Here is a 16586-nt window from a genome sequence, read left to right as displayed (position 1 = left end):
TCAATTAATAATTTTTTTATTGTCACAATTTTTTATTTTACTAACTTTTAGAGGTTTTTATGAGCTTGACTGCCGTTCCTGCATTGGACAAAACCTTTCAAATTCTGGATTTAATTACCGACAGCCCGCAGCCTTTGACGGCGGCTTATATTGCTAAAGAATTGATGCTGCCTCGTAGCTCAACCCATAATATATTGCAAAGCTTATTGGCCAAGCATGTCATCTATAAAGACACTGACAGTCGCTTTCATTTAGGCTCGTATTTGATGTATTGGGCAGGTAAGTATGAGCAGCAGCAGGGCGTGGTTCAGTTATTCAAAGACCTTATCGTGCAGTATCCTGTGTTACTTCAGCACACGGTTACCTTGTCGAAACTGGATTTAGGGGAAGTGGTGTTTTTGGCCTGTCATGAGTCGCCCGCGCCGCTCGGTTTTACTTTCCGTGCGGGTGTTCGCATTCCTGCGGTTTTTTCTGCCACGGGTAAAGCCATGCTTTCGACATTGTCTATGGACAGTATAAAATCCCTATATGCACAAGGCTTTCCTACACCTATGACGCCATACGGTGTCGATAATTTTACCGATTTATCTAAGGAGCTCACGGCAATTCAAGACAGCCGCATCTCACTCGATGATGGGCAACTGCGCGAGGGTATGTATTGTTTGGGCACGTACGTACGCAATGCCTCAGGCAAAGCGGTTGCAGGTATGGCGGTGAGTTTTTTACAAAGAGAGTATGAAGTCAAGCGGGCTGAGGTCAGCGCGGTGCTGATTGAGTTGGCTGAGGAAATTGAGCAGCGTTTGGGGTTTATTCCTAACGCTGGACGATAATGTCATGAGCTTTATGATGAAATGATATATAGTTAATCCACTATAAAAAATACAGTAAGGCTAAGATAATTTTTCACAGAATTGATAATAAATAATCGTTCGGCTTTAAAAAAATCAAACAATCCCATCCGCTTTAAGCTTGGCAATCATGTCACTGTCATAACCAAGATCATGAAGTGTGCTATCGGTATGTTCGCTCAATTGCGGTGGCGGTGTACGATAGCTGACAGGCGATGCGGATAATTTAATAGGGTTGCCCAGTGCTCTGACAGGGCTGCCTTGTGCTGCGAAATCAATGATCATCTCGCGCGCTTGCACTTGCGGCATAGCTAAGGCTTCAGCCACGTTATGAATCGCGCCGCACGGAATACCTGCCTGATCTAGGACTGCCAACCAATGCGCTCGCGGTTGCTGTGCAAACTTATCCATCAGCCAATCGCATAGCAGCTTGCGATTTACAACTCTTGCTGGATTGGTCAAAAAACGCTCGTCAGTATGCCAATCAACGTCTAACACATCACAAAGCTTGGCAAACTGGCTATCATTGCCGCAAGCTAAGATAAAGTGCGCGGCGCCTGCAGCGGCAAACACTTGATAAGGCACGATACTTGGATGTTGATTGCCCAATCTCGGTGGTATTTTGTCCGACGCCAAATGATTCATACCAACGTTGGCCAGCATAGAAAGCGCACTGTCTAAGAGAGCAACATCAACGTGTTGTCCAAGTCCGCTATGTTGACGTGCCAATAATGCCGCTTGAATACCAATCGTCAGCTGCAAACCGGCAAACAAATCAACGACTGCCACACCGACCTTGTGTGGTTCGCCATCGCTCGGGCCAGTAATACTCATCAGCCCAGACAGACCTTGGATAATATAATCGTAACCAGGGCGTTTGGCATCAGGCCCAGTCTGACCAAAACCCGTTAAAGACGCATAAATCAGGCGCGGGTTGTCCAGTTTTAGACTATCGTAATCTAGACCGTATTTTTTGAGACCGCCGACTTTAAAGTTCTCAACGACGATATCACTATCAGCGATGAGTTGCTTGATAATGGTCTGCCCTGCTGGCGTGGTAATGTCTACGGTTAATGATTTTTTATTACGATTGATGGTCGCATAATAGGCAGACGTGTCATCACTGAATACTGGCGGTGCCCAATGGCGCGTTTCATCACCAATGTGCGGACGCTCAACTTTGATAACTTCTGCGCCCAAATCAGCAAGTACTTGGGTACAAGAAGGACCTGCCAATACTCTCGATAAATCGAGTACCTTGATACCATGCAATGCACCTTTTGGTATATCGGCCATATCCATCATAATATTCCCTTACTGTGTAACGTATTCTTTGTTTATTTATTAAAAAAATTGCCATTCATCATTTAGTTTTCTGTATCTTTCAATAAGAAACTGATAGATAAATGATGAATAACAACTAAAAAACGTACGCTACTGTCTATAAATGCTTTGTAAAAAGCCAGACAGCAACGCACGTAATGAGATAAAACCGTATTAACGATTTTCTTCTAAAAAATTAGTAAAATGCCTGAATACCTGTCTGCGAACGACCTAAGATCAGTGCGTGAATGTCGTGCGTTCCTTCATAGGTATTGACCGCTTCCAAATTCATGACATGACGGATAATGTGATATTCATCAGAAATACCATTACCACCGTGCATATCACGAGCAATGCGAGCAATGTCTAATGCCTTGCCACAATTATTACGTTTAATCATGGAAATCATCTCAGGCGCAGCGTTGTCTTCATCCATCAAACGACCAACACGTAGCGCGGCTTGTAGACCTAAGGTGATTTCAGTCTGCATGTTGGCAAGCTTCAACTGTACCAACTGCGTTGCAGCTAGCGGACGACCGAATTGCTTACGATCTAGCGTGTACTGACGGGCCGCTTTCCAGCAGAACTCAGCCGCACCCATCGTTCCCCATGCAATACCGTAACGGGCTTTATTTAAGCAGCCAAATGGGCCTTTTAGACCACGAATATCTGGAAAAGCATTGGCCTCAGGTACGAACACTTTGTCCATGACGATTTCACCCGTAACTGATGCACGCAGTGAGAACTTGCCTTCGATCTTCGGCGCAGATAGCCCTTTCATACCTTTTTCTAAAACAAAACCACGGATCTCGTCAGCGTCATCTTTTGCCCAAACCACAAACACATCAGCGATAGGACTGTTGGTAATCCACATTTTGTTACCCGTCAGCTCATAACCGCCATCCACGGCGCGCGCACGCGTTGACATCGATGAAGGATCAGAACCCGAATCTGGCTCAGTCAGACCAAAGCAGCCAACGTACTCACCTGTCGCAAGCTTCGGCAAATATTTTTCTCTTTGCTCTTCGGTACCGTATGCCCAAATAGGATGCATCACTAGGCTTGACTGCACGCTCATCGCCGAACGGTAGCCTGAATCGACGGCTTCCACTTCCTTAGCAATCAGACCATAGGCGACACTTGATAGACCAGCACAGCCATAACCTTCGATGGTCACACCAAGTAAACCCATTTCACCCATTTGACGCATGATGTTACGATCAAAATGTTCGTTACGGTTGGCCTCGATGATACCGGGCATTAGCTCTTTTTGAAAAAATTGCTGGGCACTGTCTGTTACCATACGCTCTTCGTCAGTGAGCTGATTGCGCAATAAAAAAGGGTCTTCCCAATTAAAGCGTGGGCTGGTCGATGTTGCCATGTGTCTCTCCTTGATGTCAGCTTTTCTGACCGATGAGTAGTGATCAATGTTGTAAATTAGGCTAGTGGTTTATTGACTTCTTAATTCCGCTGTGCGAAACTTAGTTTCATAATATAAACTATTTAAGCAGAATTTCGCCGCACTGTAAACCTTTATCAAAAAAAGAAGAGTATAAAATGCCAAAGTCCTTGCCAGCAGCCATGCCGTTGCTGAACCAAATAAATAGTACGCTTGAACAAAGCAAAGACGATAACGACCGACAGTTTGTGAATGCTCTTGGGCGCGGGTTGATGTTACTGGCTGCTTTTGAACATCATGAGGTGCTCAGTCACCAGCAATTATGTCAAATGACGACATTGCCCAAAGCGACCATTACCCGCCTCATTCATACCTTGACCACACTTGGGTTTTTACGTACAACACAACATGGACATTATCAATTGGGAAGTAGTGCAGTCAGGCTCAGCGCCAATGCATGGCTGCGTCATGATATGGTGGCATTTGCTGAACCATTGATGCGGCAGTTTGCCAGTGAACATGAAGTATCGGTGAATTTAGCCACCGAAGTCGAAGGAGAAATGCGTTATCACGCTTGTTGTCGCAGCCCTGCTCGTCTTTCGGTCAACTTACAAGTTGGCTCAGCAGTGCCCGTGGCATATACCGCAATTGGACGCGCTTTTTATGCTGTCAGCTCGGCGTCACGGCAGGCGGTCATTCGTAGTAATTTGCAAGAAAGTTTATCTGAAGAAGCCTATCGCCATGCGCAAATCACTTTAGATGATGCAGTAGAGCACCATAAAGAATATGGTTATACGTTCTCTGACGGTGAGTTTTCTACCGATATATTGGCAGTCGCCGTTGGGGTTTACGATATCGCAACTGGACAGTACGCTTATTCGCTAAATGCCAGTGTCCCAAGTGCCAACTGGGATTCAGATGGCTATGCGGCGACGATTGTGTTGAAGTTGCATGCATTGGCAGAAAGGATTGGTCATGGCTTGGATAGCTGACCAGTAGAAGGGTTTTCGTTTTATGCTTTTATCAGCTTACGAACGGTACGGTCTTTAATTTCAGATTTGTCTGTTCATATTTTTATGGTCGTATTCTCTCGAATTTTAAACTACGAGGCTGTTCATAGCGATTTCTACACTATAAAATAAAATCAGGTTTAGGGACGTTAGGCATATTTTCGTAACACTTTAGAAGCGTCTGTTCTGGAGTTAAATCTTTGTCATTATGCCAATATACTATTTTCAACCACATAGCCGCTGTAGAGAACTGACCATAGCCTAGCCATGGGTGATCTTCCAAATTAGCTACCAATATCTTTCTGCCTAACTCAATCATAGTTGCATTGTCGTAAACTGGGTTTAACTTATTTTGACAAACTAAATAACCATAGTCTCTAGGTGTTATCGTCTTCCTCTTTAATGAGATGCTTTTCTGCCCGTGATATTTTTCAAATTCATCAACTCCAGCTTGATAACTTTCTGCTTGGATACATAAGGCTAAATAGTCATCTAAAGCATCGGTTCTAAACTTTCTTTTTTCATACCAATTTCCAGAGACATAGTTATCGACGAAAAGGGCTTTAGAATGTTGCCAATCCTCTTGGCTATCTATGCCTGTATATAACCATTTAGCAAGTGCTAAGTGTTTATATAGGTTATATTTATGGAAAGTTTCACTTTCATAAGGGCCATCAAAAACCTCATTAGTGTCAATAGCCATTTGTAGCCACTCAATGCGACTGGGTAGGATAACCTGAGTTTCTGGTTTTAAGCCGACTATCCAATCACCAATAAGCATATTTATACCGCTCAAAGCAACGTTACCCATCGGTCTTTCTGCATCATATTCAGTATTGATTAAGAAATCGATCATTGCAGTTTCTCTTTTTCTCACTGGATTAAATAACATAACAACAGCTCCTATTTATTTGATAGACTATTTTTAGCTAAACCTGCGATGACCCCTACATTATCATTATCTTTTCTCATTAATAATGAAGTAATAAGCTCTCTACCCTAACTCATCAAACCTAAGCCCAAACTTCATCAGATATTTACGTAATCTATCGCTATCATTCGGACTTCTGAGCTTATCGCGTGAGTTTTCATACAGATAACGCCCCGCCGCTGCTTGGTTTTTATGGTTAATACAAACCTCAATCACATACGCCAATTGTACTGTATCAAATGGATCAATCAGTGCAAGCGTGCCTTCATCTAGATATGTGCTTAAAAGATCATGGCTTGCTTGTTCAATTGACTGGTGATTAAACGTTAGTTCAGATTTATTTCTGCTTAGGCTATTTTTAATTCTATTATTTGAGACATGTAAGCTATTTGGCAAAACCCAAAGATGCGTTAAGCGTTCAATCTCCGCTTGTACGTCATCTACTCGAATCATGTTACTCTCAGCAAGCGTCGTTAGCCGAATCATACTAGCGGTCAAATCGCGAAAATTCCCTTGCCATGTGGCATCTGCACTCATGGCAAAGCTTTCATAGAGCACTCTTGCTTCCGATGTAAATCGATATTGCTGCTGTTGCTCACTGCCCAAGCGCGCCAACTCATAATCGATATTGGCTGGTAAATCTTCTAGACGATCTTTGAGTGACGGCAAAAAGAAAGTCCACGTGTTCAATCGTGCAAATAAATCTGCACGAAACTCACCATCAGCAACGGCTTGGCGCAAGTCTTTATTGGTGCCTGCCATCAGCTGAAACGAGACATTGAGCGGCGTATCACTACCGAGCGGATAAAAACGCTGCTCCTCTAAAGCAGTAAGTAGCATGGCTTGCTCATCAAGACCCAGCTCGCCAATTTCATCCAAGAATAACAAACCACCATCGGCTGATTTTAGTAGCCCATCACGACTTGATGCCGCTCCCGTGAATGCGCCTTTGACATGACCAAACAACACACTCATCGCCGTATCACCACGCAAAGTCGCACAATTGACTTCGATAAATTTATCAAGCGTGTATTTGCTTTGTGTGGTGCTGTTCGCTTTGGCTTTCTTTAGCGCATAGATTTGGCTTGCCAGTTGCGACTTGCCTGCCCCTGTCGCGCCCATAAGCAATATGGGTGCGGTCGAGCGCGTCGCCACCTTTTCGATATCGGAGATTAGCTGTTGATAAGCGGCATTTTGCGTGACTAGATTGGCCTGCAAGGTTTGCCAATGTTGCTGCTTTTCGGCCTCAAAACGTTCACGCAAGCCATCATAACGCGAGACATCTAGGTCAATCACTTGATAGCGACCTTGTGGATCAGCTTGGTCGGGTCTGGGACACGGCGACGTTTGAATAAAATTAGCAGGAATAAATCCGGCTTCTACTAACAAAAACCAGCAAATCTGCGCAACGTGCGTTCCAGTCGTTAGATGCAATAGATAGTCCGTGTGCGCATTGAAATCAAAGCCTGCCACAAAGTCATAAAGCTCGGCATAAACGTCGGCAAAGTCCCACGGATTCAACAATCCCACATGATGACCAATTACTTGCGTATGCGGACTAACTTGTGACACATCATTTTTGATAATATTAAACAGACGCTTATCACGCTTGCTATATAAGATATGCAACTCATCAACCAATAGCTCATCATGCAACCCTAGGCTAACGGTCGGACGCCAGCGCTGCCAACGCTTATCATTAAAGCCATTGTCTAAGATGGTTCCGAGAAAGCCGATGACGGCAGTTTTGTTAGTGGTGTTTTGGTTGTGCTGTGTATCATTTGGCATGTTTTTCACTTTTTGATTCGCAAAGAAAACGCTGATAATAAATCAAGTTTTTTGACAGTCTTTCGGTTCTACACTTCTATTCAACTGTGTTTATAATCATTTGCCTAACAGCCTCATTATAACTACTGCCTAAATCAGTATTTTGAGCTTTATGAGAATATGCGAAAAAGCTAACAGTCAACATACTTGGTAGTAGTACGCTAAAGGCATAAGCTTTAGCATGCTTAACTGTCCAATCATTCGTCAGTAGTAGTTGAAATATTTTTACAATAGCGGTCACCGTTATCGCGATATTGATGATTATCATTGCTTTCACCAGCCACGATACTGTAAATATCAATACCCACAGAACTGTATTATTAAAATAGTTGAAATATGTCTCTGGTCTGGACAGTGCATACTTAGCACAACCTATGATGAATGCCCAAGCAATAATTGCTATGACTGTCAAGATATACAACTTAGACCCTAAGCCTGAATGAGGATATAAACCTACTAATAAAGCCCCAAATAAAAAGCTGATAAACGTACCTATTTTTATCATGCGATTTAGTAGATTTATAGTCAGCGCAACTACAAATATCATGAAAAATAAAAATACGTGTAAAATATTAAAGAATCCGCTATGCGTTATCAGCCCTGCGACTAAACCCAACATACATGCTACGATCATTCTTGTACTTGTTGATAGCCTACTCATTAAATGTTGGATAGGTGTTAATGGCGATTTTAGTACTCTAGCTGTATCTGTCATTTATTAATTCTTCTCATTTTCTTTAGGTGAAAACCATAATCAATTCAGAAAATATTTAAAAGTATCTTATACTTTTTATCTTATTAAGTATTATTATTTCTATAATTATAGAATATATCCTATAAAAATTAATATGCCACTTTATCTCAAATACTAACTTTACTTTAAATCTATATTTAATAGGTTAGTAACCATCTCGGCTACATAACATATAAGGATCTATTATGGACTACCATAAACTCAGCTTTCTAATCACACTGCTAATAGGAGCCACGGCTTTCGTTAGCATGCCATCTTACCCATCTTATAATCCAGCTAATCCAGCTAAAATAGACGCAATTTCTGACAGTTTTAGCGTGAGCCAAAATAACCATTGTAAAGTTCATAACCCTTTTCCAAGACGAAACGAAACCGTTACTTGGTCAGGTAAATGTGAACAGGGCTATGCCTATGGAGAAGGTATTGTGAATTGGTACCAGTATGATGAAAGATACTCTAAAGAGACGGGCTCTATGATGAAAGGCAAGCTTGATGGTTATGTGGTTACAGAATTTCTGAAAGGCGACCAGTTTTTAGAAGGGTATCAAGGAGATATTATTAAGGGCAATCGTCAAGGATACGGCACATATACTTATAGCGATGGTAGCATTTATGCTGGGCAATTTAAGAACAATAAACAAACGGGCTATGGAAAGTTATTTTTATCTTCCAAGCGTCAATATGCTATTAACCTGTGGCAAAAGCAAAATATAGGAAAATACGTTGGTGAAACTTACGTTATTGAAGGTATCTTTGAAAATAGCGATTTTATCGTTGAATGTTATAAGCAAGAATGCCCAAATAGCGATTTTAGATAAGATTTATTTGATAGCATATTTTTAGAATAGGTTTTTCAAAAGTAGGAGTATACATCTTTAATTTAAAGTTAAATTATATAAAAAACTATTTTTATAGAATATTGACTATAATTAAATATAATAATCTCACCTCATTACTCCTTAACTCTTCCTTCGTACAGATATTTATTCATTTAAAATCAACATCTTAAATAATAATTATATAAATAATCAAAACTTGGCACGCTCTTAGCACTATATGAAGTAAGAATTAATTTTGATAACCAATACATTTTATAATGCCAAGGAGAAGAGCCATGCAACCAACCACTCATAACATCATTCAAGACGGTGGAGCTCCGATTAGACTTTGGACTAAGGGCGTGCCCGTTGATCCAAAAGCACACGATCAATTGATCAAAGCCTCACAGATGCCATTTATCTATAAGTGGCTCGCGGTGATGCCTGATGTGCATGTCGGGATTGGCGCGACTATTGGCACCGTATTGCCCACCAAAGAAGCGATCATCCCCGCTGCTGTCGGTGTTGATATCGGCTGCGGTATGATGGCGGTACAAACCACACTGACCGCTGATGATTTGCCCGATAACTTGCGCGGTCTCCGTACCGAGCTTGAAAAAGCCATTCCGCATGGTCGTAGCAAAACCCGTGGACGCGGTTCACGTCGTGATGTCGGTGCGTGGACAAATCCTGATAATACGGTCAAGGATGGCTGGGGAACGCTGGTTGATGATTTTAATTATATAACCCAAAAGCACCCGAAACTTAAAAACACTAATAATCTGAATCATTTGGGAACGCTGGGTACAGGCAATCATTTTGTAGAAGTGTGCCTTGATGAGACCAATCAAGTATGGATCATGTTGCATTCAGGCTCGCGCGGCGTGGGTAATGCCATCGGTCGCTACTTCATTGAGTTGGCGCGCGAGGATATGCGTAAGTGGTTTATTAATCTGCCTGATAAAGATTTGGCTTACTTTGCTGAAGGGACAGAACACTTTGATGACTATTGGTTTGCCGTTGGTTGGGCGCAACGTTTCGCCTTTAAAAACCGTGAAATCATGATGGAAAAAGCCATCAAAGCACTTCGTCAAATCGTACCTAAACCGTTTGATGCGGCCGTAAAAGCAGTCAACTGTCATCACAACTATGTGGCAAAAGAAGAGCACTACGGCGAGGAAATCTTCGTCACACGCAAAGGCGCAGTACGTGCCCGCGTTGGTGAATACGGTATCATTCCGGGGTCGATGGGCGCAAAATCCTTTATCGTGCGCGGAAAAGGTAATGAGGAATCATTTTGCTCTTGCTCGCATGGCGCAGGTCGTATCATGTCACGTACTGAGGCCAAAAAAGTATTTACAGTAGCCGATCAAATCGCGCAGACTGAGGGCGTGGAATGTCGCAAAGACGCAGAAGTGATTGATGAGATTCCAGCAGTCTATAAAAATATTGATGACGTGATGAATGCGCAAAGCGACTTGGTAGAAGTGGTGCATACCTTGCGGCAGGTGGTTTGTGTGAAGGGGTGAGGATAAGAATATGAATAACTATGATTATAAAATTGGTAAATTGAACGGTATATTAGAAGCGTTTCAATGGGTTAATAGTAAAACGAATCATGGATATGATTTTACTATTGAAATCTTAACAGGTAACGATGACCTCAAAAATTTAGCTACAAGTCATTTAAAACATTGGTATCCCAATGCTACTGTTCATTCAAAACCTGTAGAAAACTGGCGTGATGAATTTTCTGAAACACTACAAGAGTGGTTGTTTGAATATGTTCTAACTGATAAAAACTCTTCACACTCTGATGATAAGTTGCAAGAGATTAATAGTAGTTTTACCTTATTCGATTTTACTTCAAGAGAAGATTTTATAAATAATTTCTGCGATGATTTAGGAGATGCTTTAGAAATTATAGAGGTCATTTCAATAACTATCGAAACTGACGAATGGTATGAAGCTTATTGGCATGATTTTGCTTTTAAAGGCAAAAATGGTGCTTTGTTCATACATTTAGGCGTCTCAGATTAGTGCATCTCAATTAGAGACTTTTTTATGAGAAATAAATACGAAAAAAGAACTACTGCGCTGCTTCGTTCTGGCGAAAAAGAAGAGTATCTATGCTCAGAGTATTACGATTTATATTGGGGACTGGCATGCGCTGAGTTCAAGTTTGCACAAGGCACTGATACCTACTTCTTTTATAGTTTATCGAGTTTTGTAGAGCATATATTACTATTTTTGCTTTATCTGGACTTACCAAACCCGTGTCCGATTTTACAACGTTTTGAGCAATTTTATACCAATTTTGATGAAGCATTTGACGATTGGTACGAAATTGAAAACAAGCAATTGTTTGTTGAGAATTTGAAGCAAGTGACAGTAACAAATTACATTAATCTTAAAAGACAAAACGCTGAATTTAACAGTAGAGATATACAGCTTTTTGAAATCATGGATTTAGCTAAAAGCTTAGTATGGCTAGTTGAGGACAGTGCTGACAATCCATTATTTCTTCGCTACGACTAATAAAAAGGGTAAAACCATGTGTTACAAGCTGGAAATCATTGATAAAAGTCATAGGATATTTTTTTAGGGTTGCAGGAACTAAGCTATGCTCGACTAATAAGAAAATATGGGCATGTTGGCAAACAGGGAACGCCGCTACTAAAAATGATTATTAAAGAGGTAGTCAGAGTAAAATCTGGTGCGATACGTAAGTGGGAGTCTCGGTACGGTTGTGGATGCAGGTGCTGGCTATGTCAAATGGTCTACCACTGGCGCGCGTTTCCAATGGGATATCTCGGCTGTTCGACTAAAAACGGCAGTTATTGTATTGATGCGGGTTCGACTCCCGTCATGTCCACCATATAGAAAAAACAAACATAAGGCTGAATTCGAGGTGTAACGTGAATGAACTAAATCAACAAAACATAGTGCTACAAATGGATAAGTTGATTGCTACTATTTACGACGTCTTCTCGAGCTACTCTATTGATGAGGTTAAAGGTGTTTGTACAGGATGCTGTCTATCAAAAGAGAGTATAGAAGAGATTTTAAATGTTCCATTGAGAGAACTGAGTTGATCTGTAGTAAATGAGTATTTAGAAGCTGCGAAATATTCAGCAGAATTTCTGATACCAGAAGCCAAATATCTACTGCCTAGAATTATTGAGCTATATATTTCAAGTGAGTATGTTAGGCAGCCACCAGAATTTACTTTTCAGACTTGCCATTTTGATAAAACGGCATATTGGTGCAAAGAAGAGATCGACCTTATTAGAGAGTTTGCCGAGCTACACTTCAAAAAAACAATTATTGAAAGGGATAAGCACTTCCAAGCAGACGAGCTTATTTTTATGTGGTATGAAGCAGGATTGAATATTGATTTTTTATTCGATATCTGGAGACAAGCAGTTGATTATCCTAAAGCACTATATGACTATGCAACTATGCTGTGGTTTCGCTTTAAAGACTTGAATTATGAGTCTGGTTGGACGTCATACGCTTTAGATAAACAATTTACTGACTGGACATTATCCGATGAGGTATTTAATAGTTTTTCAAACAAAATCCTATTGGCAATTGAAGACATTAACTCGTTAGATGATGATCAGTTGGATGCTTATGAATATGTTTTACAGCTAATATAAATTAAAACAAGGAAAACAAAAATGAAACTCGCAGAAGCCCTGCTGATCCGTAGCGATATGCAAAAAAAGCTGGCGCAAATCAAAGGACGTATCCGTAGCAATGTCAAAGTTCAAGAAGGCGATACGCCAAATGAAGACCCAAACGCATTGATCATCGATGCCAGCCAAATCATCACCGAATTGAGTGTGTTGATTGAGCGTATTCATCGTACCAACGCTATTGCTCAGACCAATGAAGGTCAGTCGATACTGACACTGTTAATCGAACGTGATACGTTAGAGATGCGTCATAAGCTCTTGATTGAGGCGATTGAAGCCACGGACACCGAGGTTGATCGCTATAGCCCTCGCGAGATTAAGTGGCACGTCATGGTGTCGGTCGCAGGCTTACAAAAGCAAGCCGATGACATCGCGATGAAACTTCGCAAGATTAACATTGTTATTCAAGCCAATAACTGGCAAATTGACCTAATAGAATAATGATTATTCTATCGCAAATTTTAGCATTTCCTATGTGCTTGCTTTAAGCGCATAGATTACCCTTTTGGAACCGACTGGGCGAGTGTCAGACCCCAAACCGCCACAGCAGGGGGTTGAAAACATACTGTAGTGGCTGCTACGCGTTGCGGGCAAACGCTTTTTTTACAACTTATGCCCCGTACCCGTCACTAGTCACAATGCACTATTTAGACCTTACCACCAGACACTGATAGTCGGTTTCAATTTTATTTTTAAAGAAGTTCACTATAAAATAAATAACGCGCTATTGGGATAAATTTTTCGCAGCCTCTGTCTACATAGGCACAGCAAGCCAGAAAAACTTATCCTAACGGCGCGTTATCATATTTGCATTTTTTATTTAGAACTGACTACACCACTCTCTAGAAAAAGACAACGGTCATGCCAATCATAACAAAAAACAAAACTCTAAAAATCGACGGCAACACTGGCGAAGGCGGTGGTCAAATTATCCGTACTGCCCTGTCGTTATCGATGCTGACTGGTACGCCAATTGAGATAATCAACATCCGTGCTGGACGCGCCAAACCCGGATTGCTGCGCCAACATTTGATGTGTTTGACAGCCTCACAGCAGATATCGGACGCGACGGTGACAGGCGCGTATCTGGGTAGCACAATGTTTAGTTTTACGCCCAATACCGTTAAATCGGGCGATTATAGCTTTGATATCGGCTCGGCAGGTAGTACCAGTCTCGTGCTGCAAACATTATTGCCTGCCCTGCTTTTTGCCAATGCTGATGAGCATGCAACATCGACTGTGACCATCACAGGCGGCACCCACAATCCACTCGCGCCAACCACGGATTTTTTAACCCAAGCATTTGTTCCTGCCCTTGCTAAATTAAAGATGCAAGTTAATATTGAGTGTCAACGAGCAGGTTTTGCGCCTATTGGTGGTGGCGAGATTAAAGCGACGATAATGCCTTTTACGCGCCGTGCCAAATCAGACACACCAACACTCATTGAACGCGGTGAGCTTATTGGTATAAAACTGGTCGCTAACCATCTGAATTTAGATTATGACATTTGCAAACGCGAGCTTGCCAGCGCGCAAGCGGCATTGGTTGAAGCAGGGATTGATGAGGCGCTGATAACGACTCAAAATGATAAACTGAGTGGCATTGGTGAAGGCAATAGTTGCTATGCGCTGGTCACTCATAACGTTGACGCCCTGTCCGCTCATGTACAGTATCACCAAGAGATGTTTACGTTGCTCGGAGAAAAACGCAGCTCAGCTGAAAAAATGGGCAATCGCTTGGCAGGATTGGTGAAGCGCTATTTGTTCAATACTACCGCGCTGGTCGATGAATATTTAACCGATCAATTGCTATTACCAATTGCTTTATCGGGTGGCGGCACGTTTAGCGCACGTACGATTAGCGGTCATACCGAGACTCAAGCTTGGTTGATTCAGCAGTTTTTGCCTGTTGAGATTGAATTTGATGCGATTGATAATGATAAAATATTAGTAAAAATTACGAGTTAAAATGGATAAGTCTACAACCTCATTAGCACACTGTTACCCAATTAAACTGAGGCAGTGATATCATGTGTGTATGATGTCTGCAATAAATTTAAGCATTCAACTCAACTTAATAACCATGTCATTAACGTGGCTATTAAGTTGAGTTGGTGCTTTTTCTTATCACTGCGTTTTTATTCTTTACGTATCACTGTTGAGTATTGTCATGGCCCAATCTCGTACCAATCTAAATCCTGAACCTAAAACCAACTATCCGTATTTGGTCGGCTTATTGCTGCGTTATAGCACCTTTGGCGCTGCCATATTAATATTTTTAGCAGGTCTATTATTGCTAAACTGGTGGTTGATTATCATCGGAGGGTTTGGGGTATGCTTGGGGATTTATGACGTCATACAATCAAAGCATGCTATTTTAAAAAACTATCCAGTTGCCGGACACATTCGTTACGTACTCGAAGATTTTCGTCCTGAAATTCGTCAATATTTACTAGAAAATGACAAAGAGCAAGTACCGTTTTCACGCCAGCAGCGTGCGCTAATCTATCAACGTGCTAAAAACGTCAGTGACACTAACGCCTTCGGTACGCTAGATAATTTATACACCAATGGCAAAGAATGGTTTTTGCAATCAACGATTAGTCAACCTTTAGAAAACCAAGATTTTCGTATCATGGTTGGCGGTGAACGATGTCAGCAGCCGCACGATATGTCGGTGTTCAATATCTCGGCGATGAGCTTTGGTAGCTTATCTGCTAATGCGATTATGGCGCTTAATCAAGGTGCAAAAATAGGTGGCTTTACTCATGACACGGGTGAAGGGGCAATCAGTCCTTATCACCGTAAATTTGGTGGGGATTTGATTTGGGAGCTGGGTACGGGTTATTTTGGTTGCCGTGATGACCATGGCAACTTTGACCCGCAGTCGTTTGCCGAAAAAGCGGTTGATCCACAAGTAAAAATGATCGAAATCAAACTGTCACAAGGTGCCAAGCCTGGTAAAGGTGGCGTCTTGCCCTCCAGCAAAATCACCCAAGAAATCGCCGACACCCGTCAAGTACCACTCGGACAAGATTGCGTCTCGCCTTCTTCGCATACTGCTTTTAGTACGCCACGCGAGATGGTGGCTTTTTGGCAGCAACTGCGCGAGCTATCAGGCGGCAAACCTGTGGGCTTCAAACTCTGTGTCGGTCAGCCTTGGCAGTTTATGGCCATTGTGAAAGCGATGATAGAAGCCGATAATTATCCTGATTTTATCGTCATCGATGGCGCAGAAGGCGGTACAGGTGCCGCTCCTGTCGAATTTATGGATAACGTCGGTATGCCGATGGTAGAAGGATTTTTATTAATACACAATACATTAGTGGGTGCAGGCATTCGCGATAAAATCAAGCTTGGCGTGAGCGGTAAGATCGTCTCTGGTTTTGATATTGCCCGTATGATTGCCTTGGGCGCAGACTGGTGCAATTCAGCACGCGGCTTTATGTTTGCTGTTGGCTGCATTCAGTCACGCTCATGTCACACCAATACTTGCCCGACTGGCGTTGCCACTCAAGATCCGTATCGTCAAAAGGCATTGGATGTACCAAGCAAGGCCGAGCGCGTCGCAAGCTTCCATAAAAATACGCTCAAATCGCTTGCCAGTATCGTCGGCGCAGTCGGTTTGCAACACCCAAGCCAATTGCAACCTTACCATATCGCTCGTCGCCTCGATGATGGACAAATAAAACTCTTATCGAAATTCTTTTATTTCACGGATAGAGGGGCTTTGCTTAATAGTAGCGCCCGCGCCGACGTGTTCAATCAGATGTGGGTCATGGCAAATCCTGATAGCTTTTTGGCCAATAACGATGCCCTCATCGCTTATAATAAAGACTCGCGAGATAAAGGTAGAGAAACGACCGCATCAGCAGAACAAAGCCTTGGTAACTTTGCGAGCATCTCTGGCGGTGGCCAGCTAATCGGTAACGTCAACAATACTTTTCGCGAATTTCCACCTAGCAGTGATTGAAA

At 42.1% G+C, this 16586-nt stretch carries 15 protein-coding genes; 10 read left to right on the top strand and 5 right to left on the bottom strand.

Annotation, left to right across the window (positions count from 1 at the left end; all coding sequences use genetic code 11):
- Positions 1-59 precede the first annotated feature (59 nt).
- The gene (locus JMX48_RS04615) at positions 60-830 is read left to right on the top strand and encodes an IclR family transcriptional regulator (RefSeq protein WP_201534902.1); all 771 of its coding nucleotides are present in this window, start codon (positions 60-62) and stop codon (positions 828-830) included.
- 114 nt (positions 831-944) lie between these two features.
- Here the strand turns inward: JMX48_RS04615 and JMX48_RS04610 are convergent, their stop codons facing one another.
- Positions 945-2153 carry a CaiB/BaiF CoA transferase family protein gene (locus JMX48_RS04610; protein WP_201534900.1) on the bottom strand — a complete coding sequence of 403 codons (1209 nt, stop codon included), beginning with the start codon at positions 2151-2153 and terminating at the stop codon, positions 945-947.
- A 214-nt stretch (positions 2154-2367) separates the two neighbouring features.
- Positions 2368-3552: an acyl-CoA dehydrogenase gene (locus tag JMX48_RS04605; RefSeq protein ID WP_201534898.1), complete on the bottom strand. Its 1185-nt coding sequence runs from the start codon at positions 3550-3552 to the stop codon at positions 2368-2370.
- Between the two features lie 176 nt (positions 3553-3728).
- Between JMX48_RS04605 and JMX48_RS04600 the strand changes: the two genes are divergently transcribed.
- Positions 3729-4562, top strand: coding sequence for an IclR family transcriptional regulator (locus JMX48_RS04600; protein ID WP_201534896.1), 834 nt, complete (start codon positions 3729-3731; stop codon positions 4560-4562).
- Between the two features lie 139 nt (positions 4563-4701).
- On the opposite strand, the gene JMX48_RS04595 is transcribed toward JMX48_RS04600, so the two are convergent.
- From JMX48_RS04595 to JMX48_RS04585, 3 genes are all read right to left on the bottom strand, one after another.
- A complete protein-coding gene (locus JMX48_RS04595; protein WP_201534894.1) occupies positions 4702-5472 on the bottom strand; it encodes a hypothetical protein in 771 nt (256 codons plus the stop codon).
- Positions 5473-5574: 102 nt separating this feature from the next.
- Positions 5575-7299 carry an RNA repair transcriptional activator RtcR gene (gene rtcR / locus JMX48_RS04590; RefSeq protein WP_201534892.1) on the bottom strand — a complete coding sequence of 575 codons (1725 nt, stop codon included), beginning with the start codon at positions 7297-7299 and terminating at the stop codon, positions 5575-5577.
- Between the two features lie 76 nt (positions 7300-7375).
- Positions 7376-8053 (bottom strand): hypothetical protein, encoded by a 678-nt coding sequence (locus tag JMX48_RS04585; protein WP_201534890.1) that lies wholly within the window; start codon positions 8051-8053, stop codon positions 7376-7378.
- Positions 8054-8277: 224 nt separating this feature from the next.
- On the opposite strand from JMX48_RS04585, the gene JMX48_RS04580 reads away from it, so the two are divergent.
- From JMX48_RS04580 to JMX48_RS04545, 8 genes are all read left to right on the top strand, one after another.
- Positions 8278-8910 (top strand): hypothetical protein, encoded by a 633-nt coding sequence (locus tag JMX48_RS04580; protein WP_201534887.1) that lies wholly within the window; start codon positions 8278-8280, stop codon positions 8908-8910.
- Between the two features lie 296 nt (positions 8911-9206).
- The gene (locus tag JMX48_RS04575) at positions 9207-10439 is read left to right on the top strand and encodes an RtcB family protein (RefSeq protein WP_201534884.1); all 1233 of its coding nucleotides are present in this window, start codon (positions 9207-9209) and stop codon (positions 10437-10439) included.
- 10 nt (positions 10440-10449) lie between these two features.
- Positions 10450-10950, top strand: coding sequence for a hypothetical protein (locus JMX48_RS04570; RefSeq protein ID WP_201534881.1), 501 nt, complete (start codon positions 10450-10452; stop codon positions 10948-10950).
- Between the two features lie 24 nt (positions 10951-10974).
- Positions 10975-11448, top strand: coding sequence for a hypothetical protein (locus JMX48_RS04565; RefSeq protein WP_201534879.1), 474 nt, complete (start codon positions 10975-10977; stop codon positions 11446-11448).
- Between the two features lie 830 nt (positions 11449-12278).
- On the top strand, positions 12279-12572 hold the full coding sequence (locus JMX48_RS04560) for a hypothetical protein (protein WP_201534876.1): 294 nt from the start codon (positions 12279-12281) through the stop codon (positions 12570-12572).
- A 21-nt stretch (positions 12573-12593) separates the two neighbouring features.
- Positions 12594-13052, top strand: a complete 459-nt coding sequence (locus JMX48_RS04555) for a DIP1984 family protein (RefSeq protein ID WP_201534873.1) — start codon at positions 12594-12596, stop codon at positions 13050-13052.
- A gap of 420 nt (positions 13053-13472) precedes the next feature.
- The gene (rtcA, locus tag JMX48_RS04550) at positions 13473-14579 is read left to right on the top strand and encodes an RNA 3'-terminal phosphate cyclase (protein WP_201534871.1); all 1107 of its coding nucleotides are present in this window, start codon (positions 13473-13475) and stop codon (positions 14577-14579) included.
- Between the two features lie 202 nt (positions 14580-14781).
- Positions 14782-16584: an FMN-binding glutamate synthase family protein gene (locus tag JMX48_RS04545; protein WP_201534868.1), complete on the top strand. Its 1803-nt coding sequence runs from the start codon at positions 14782-14784 to the stop codon at positions 16582-16584.
- The last annotated feature ends 2 nt before the right edge of the window (positions 16585-16586 follow it).

This window comes from Psychrobacter immobilis (assembly GCF_904846225.1).
Lineage (GTDB): Bacteria > Pseudomonadota > Gammaproteobacteria > Pseudomonadales > Moraxellaceae > Psychrobacter > Psychrobacter immobilis_F.
This window is presented reverse-complemented; position numbering and strand designations above follow the sequence as displayed.

Bases quoted from the DNA above. Each gene is read 5' to 3' on its own strand.
- JMX48_RS04615 (WP_201534902.1), top strand. From the start codon at position 60: ATGAGCTTGACTGCCGTTCCTGCATTGGACAAAACCTTTCAAATTCTG.
- JMX48_RS04610 (WP_201534900.1), bottom strand. From the start codon at position 2,153: ATGATGGATATGGCCGATATACCAAAAGGTGCATTGCATGGTATCAAG.
- JMX48_RS04605 (WP_201534898.1), bottom strand. From the start codon at position 3,552: ATGGCAACATCGACCAGCCCACGCTTTAATTGGGAAGACCCTTTTTTA.
- JMX48_RS04600 (WP_201534896.1), top strand. From the start codon at position 3,729: ATGCCAAAGTCCTTGCCAGCAGCCATGCCGTTGCTGAACCAAATAAAT.
- JMX48_RS04595 (WP_201534894.1), bottom strand. From the start codon at position 5,472: ATGTTATTTAATCCAGTGAGAAAAAGAGAAACTGCAATGATCGATTTC.
- rtcR (WP_201534892.1), bottom strand. From the start codon at position 7,299: ATGCCAAATGATACACAGCACAACCAAAACACCACTAACAAAACTGCC.
- JMX48_RS04585 (WP_201534890.1), bottom strand. From the start codon at position 8,053: ATGACAGATACAGCTAGAGTACTAAAATCGCCATTAACACCTATCCAA.
- JMX48_RS04580 (WP_201534887.1), top strand. From the start codon at position 8,278: ATGGACTACCATAAACTCAGCTTTCTAATCACACTGCTAATAGGAGCC.
- JMX48_RS04575 (WP_201534884.1), top strand. From the start codon at position 9,207: ATGCAACCAACCACTCATAACATCATTCAAGACGGTGGAGCTCCGATT.
- JMX48_RS04570 (WP_201534881.1), top strand. From the start codon at position 10,450: ATGAATAACTATGATTATAAAATTGGTAAATTGAACGGTATATTAGAA.
- JMX48_RS04565 (WP_201534879.1), top strand. From the start codon at position 10,975: ATGAGAAATAAATACGAAAAAAGAACTACTGCGCTGCTTCGTTCTGGC.
- JMX48_RS04560 (WP_201534876.1), top strand. From the start codon at position 12,279: ATGTGGTATGAAGCAGGATTGAATATTGATTTTTTATTCGATATCTGG.
- JMX48_RS04555 (WP_201534873.1), top strand. From the start codon at position 12,594: ATGAAACTCGCAGAAGCCCTGCTGATCCGTAGCGATATGCAAAAAAAG.
- rtcA (WP_201534871.1), top strand. From the start codon at position 13,473: ATGCCAATCATAACAAAAAACAAAACTCTAAAAATCGACGGCAACACT.
- JMX48_RS04545 (WP_201534868.1), top strand. From the start codon at position 14,782: ATGGCCCAATCTCGTACCAATCTAAATCCTGAACCTAAAACCAACTAT.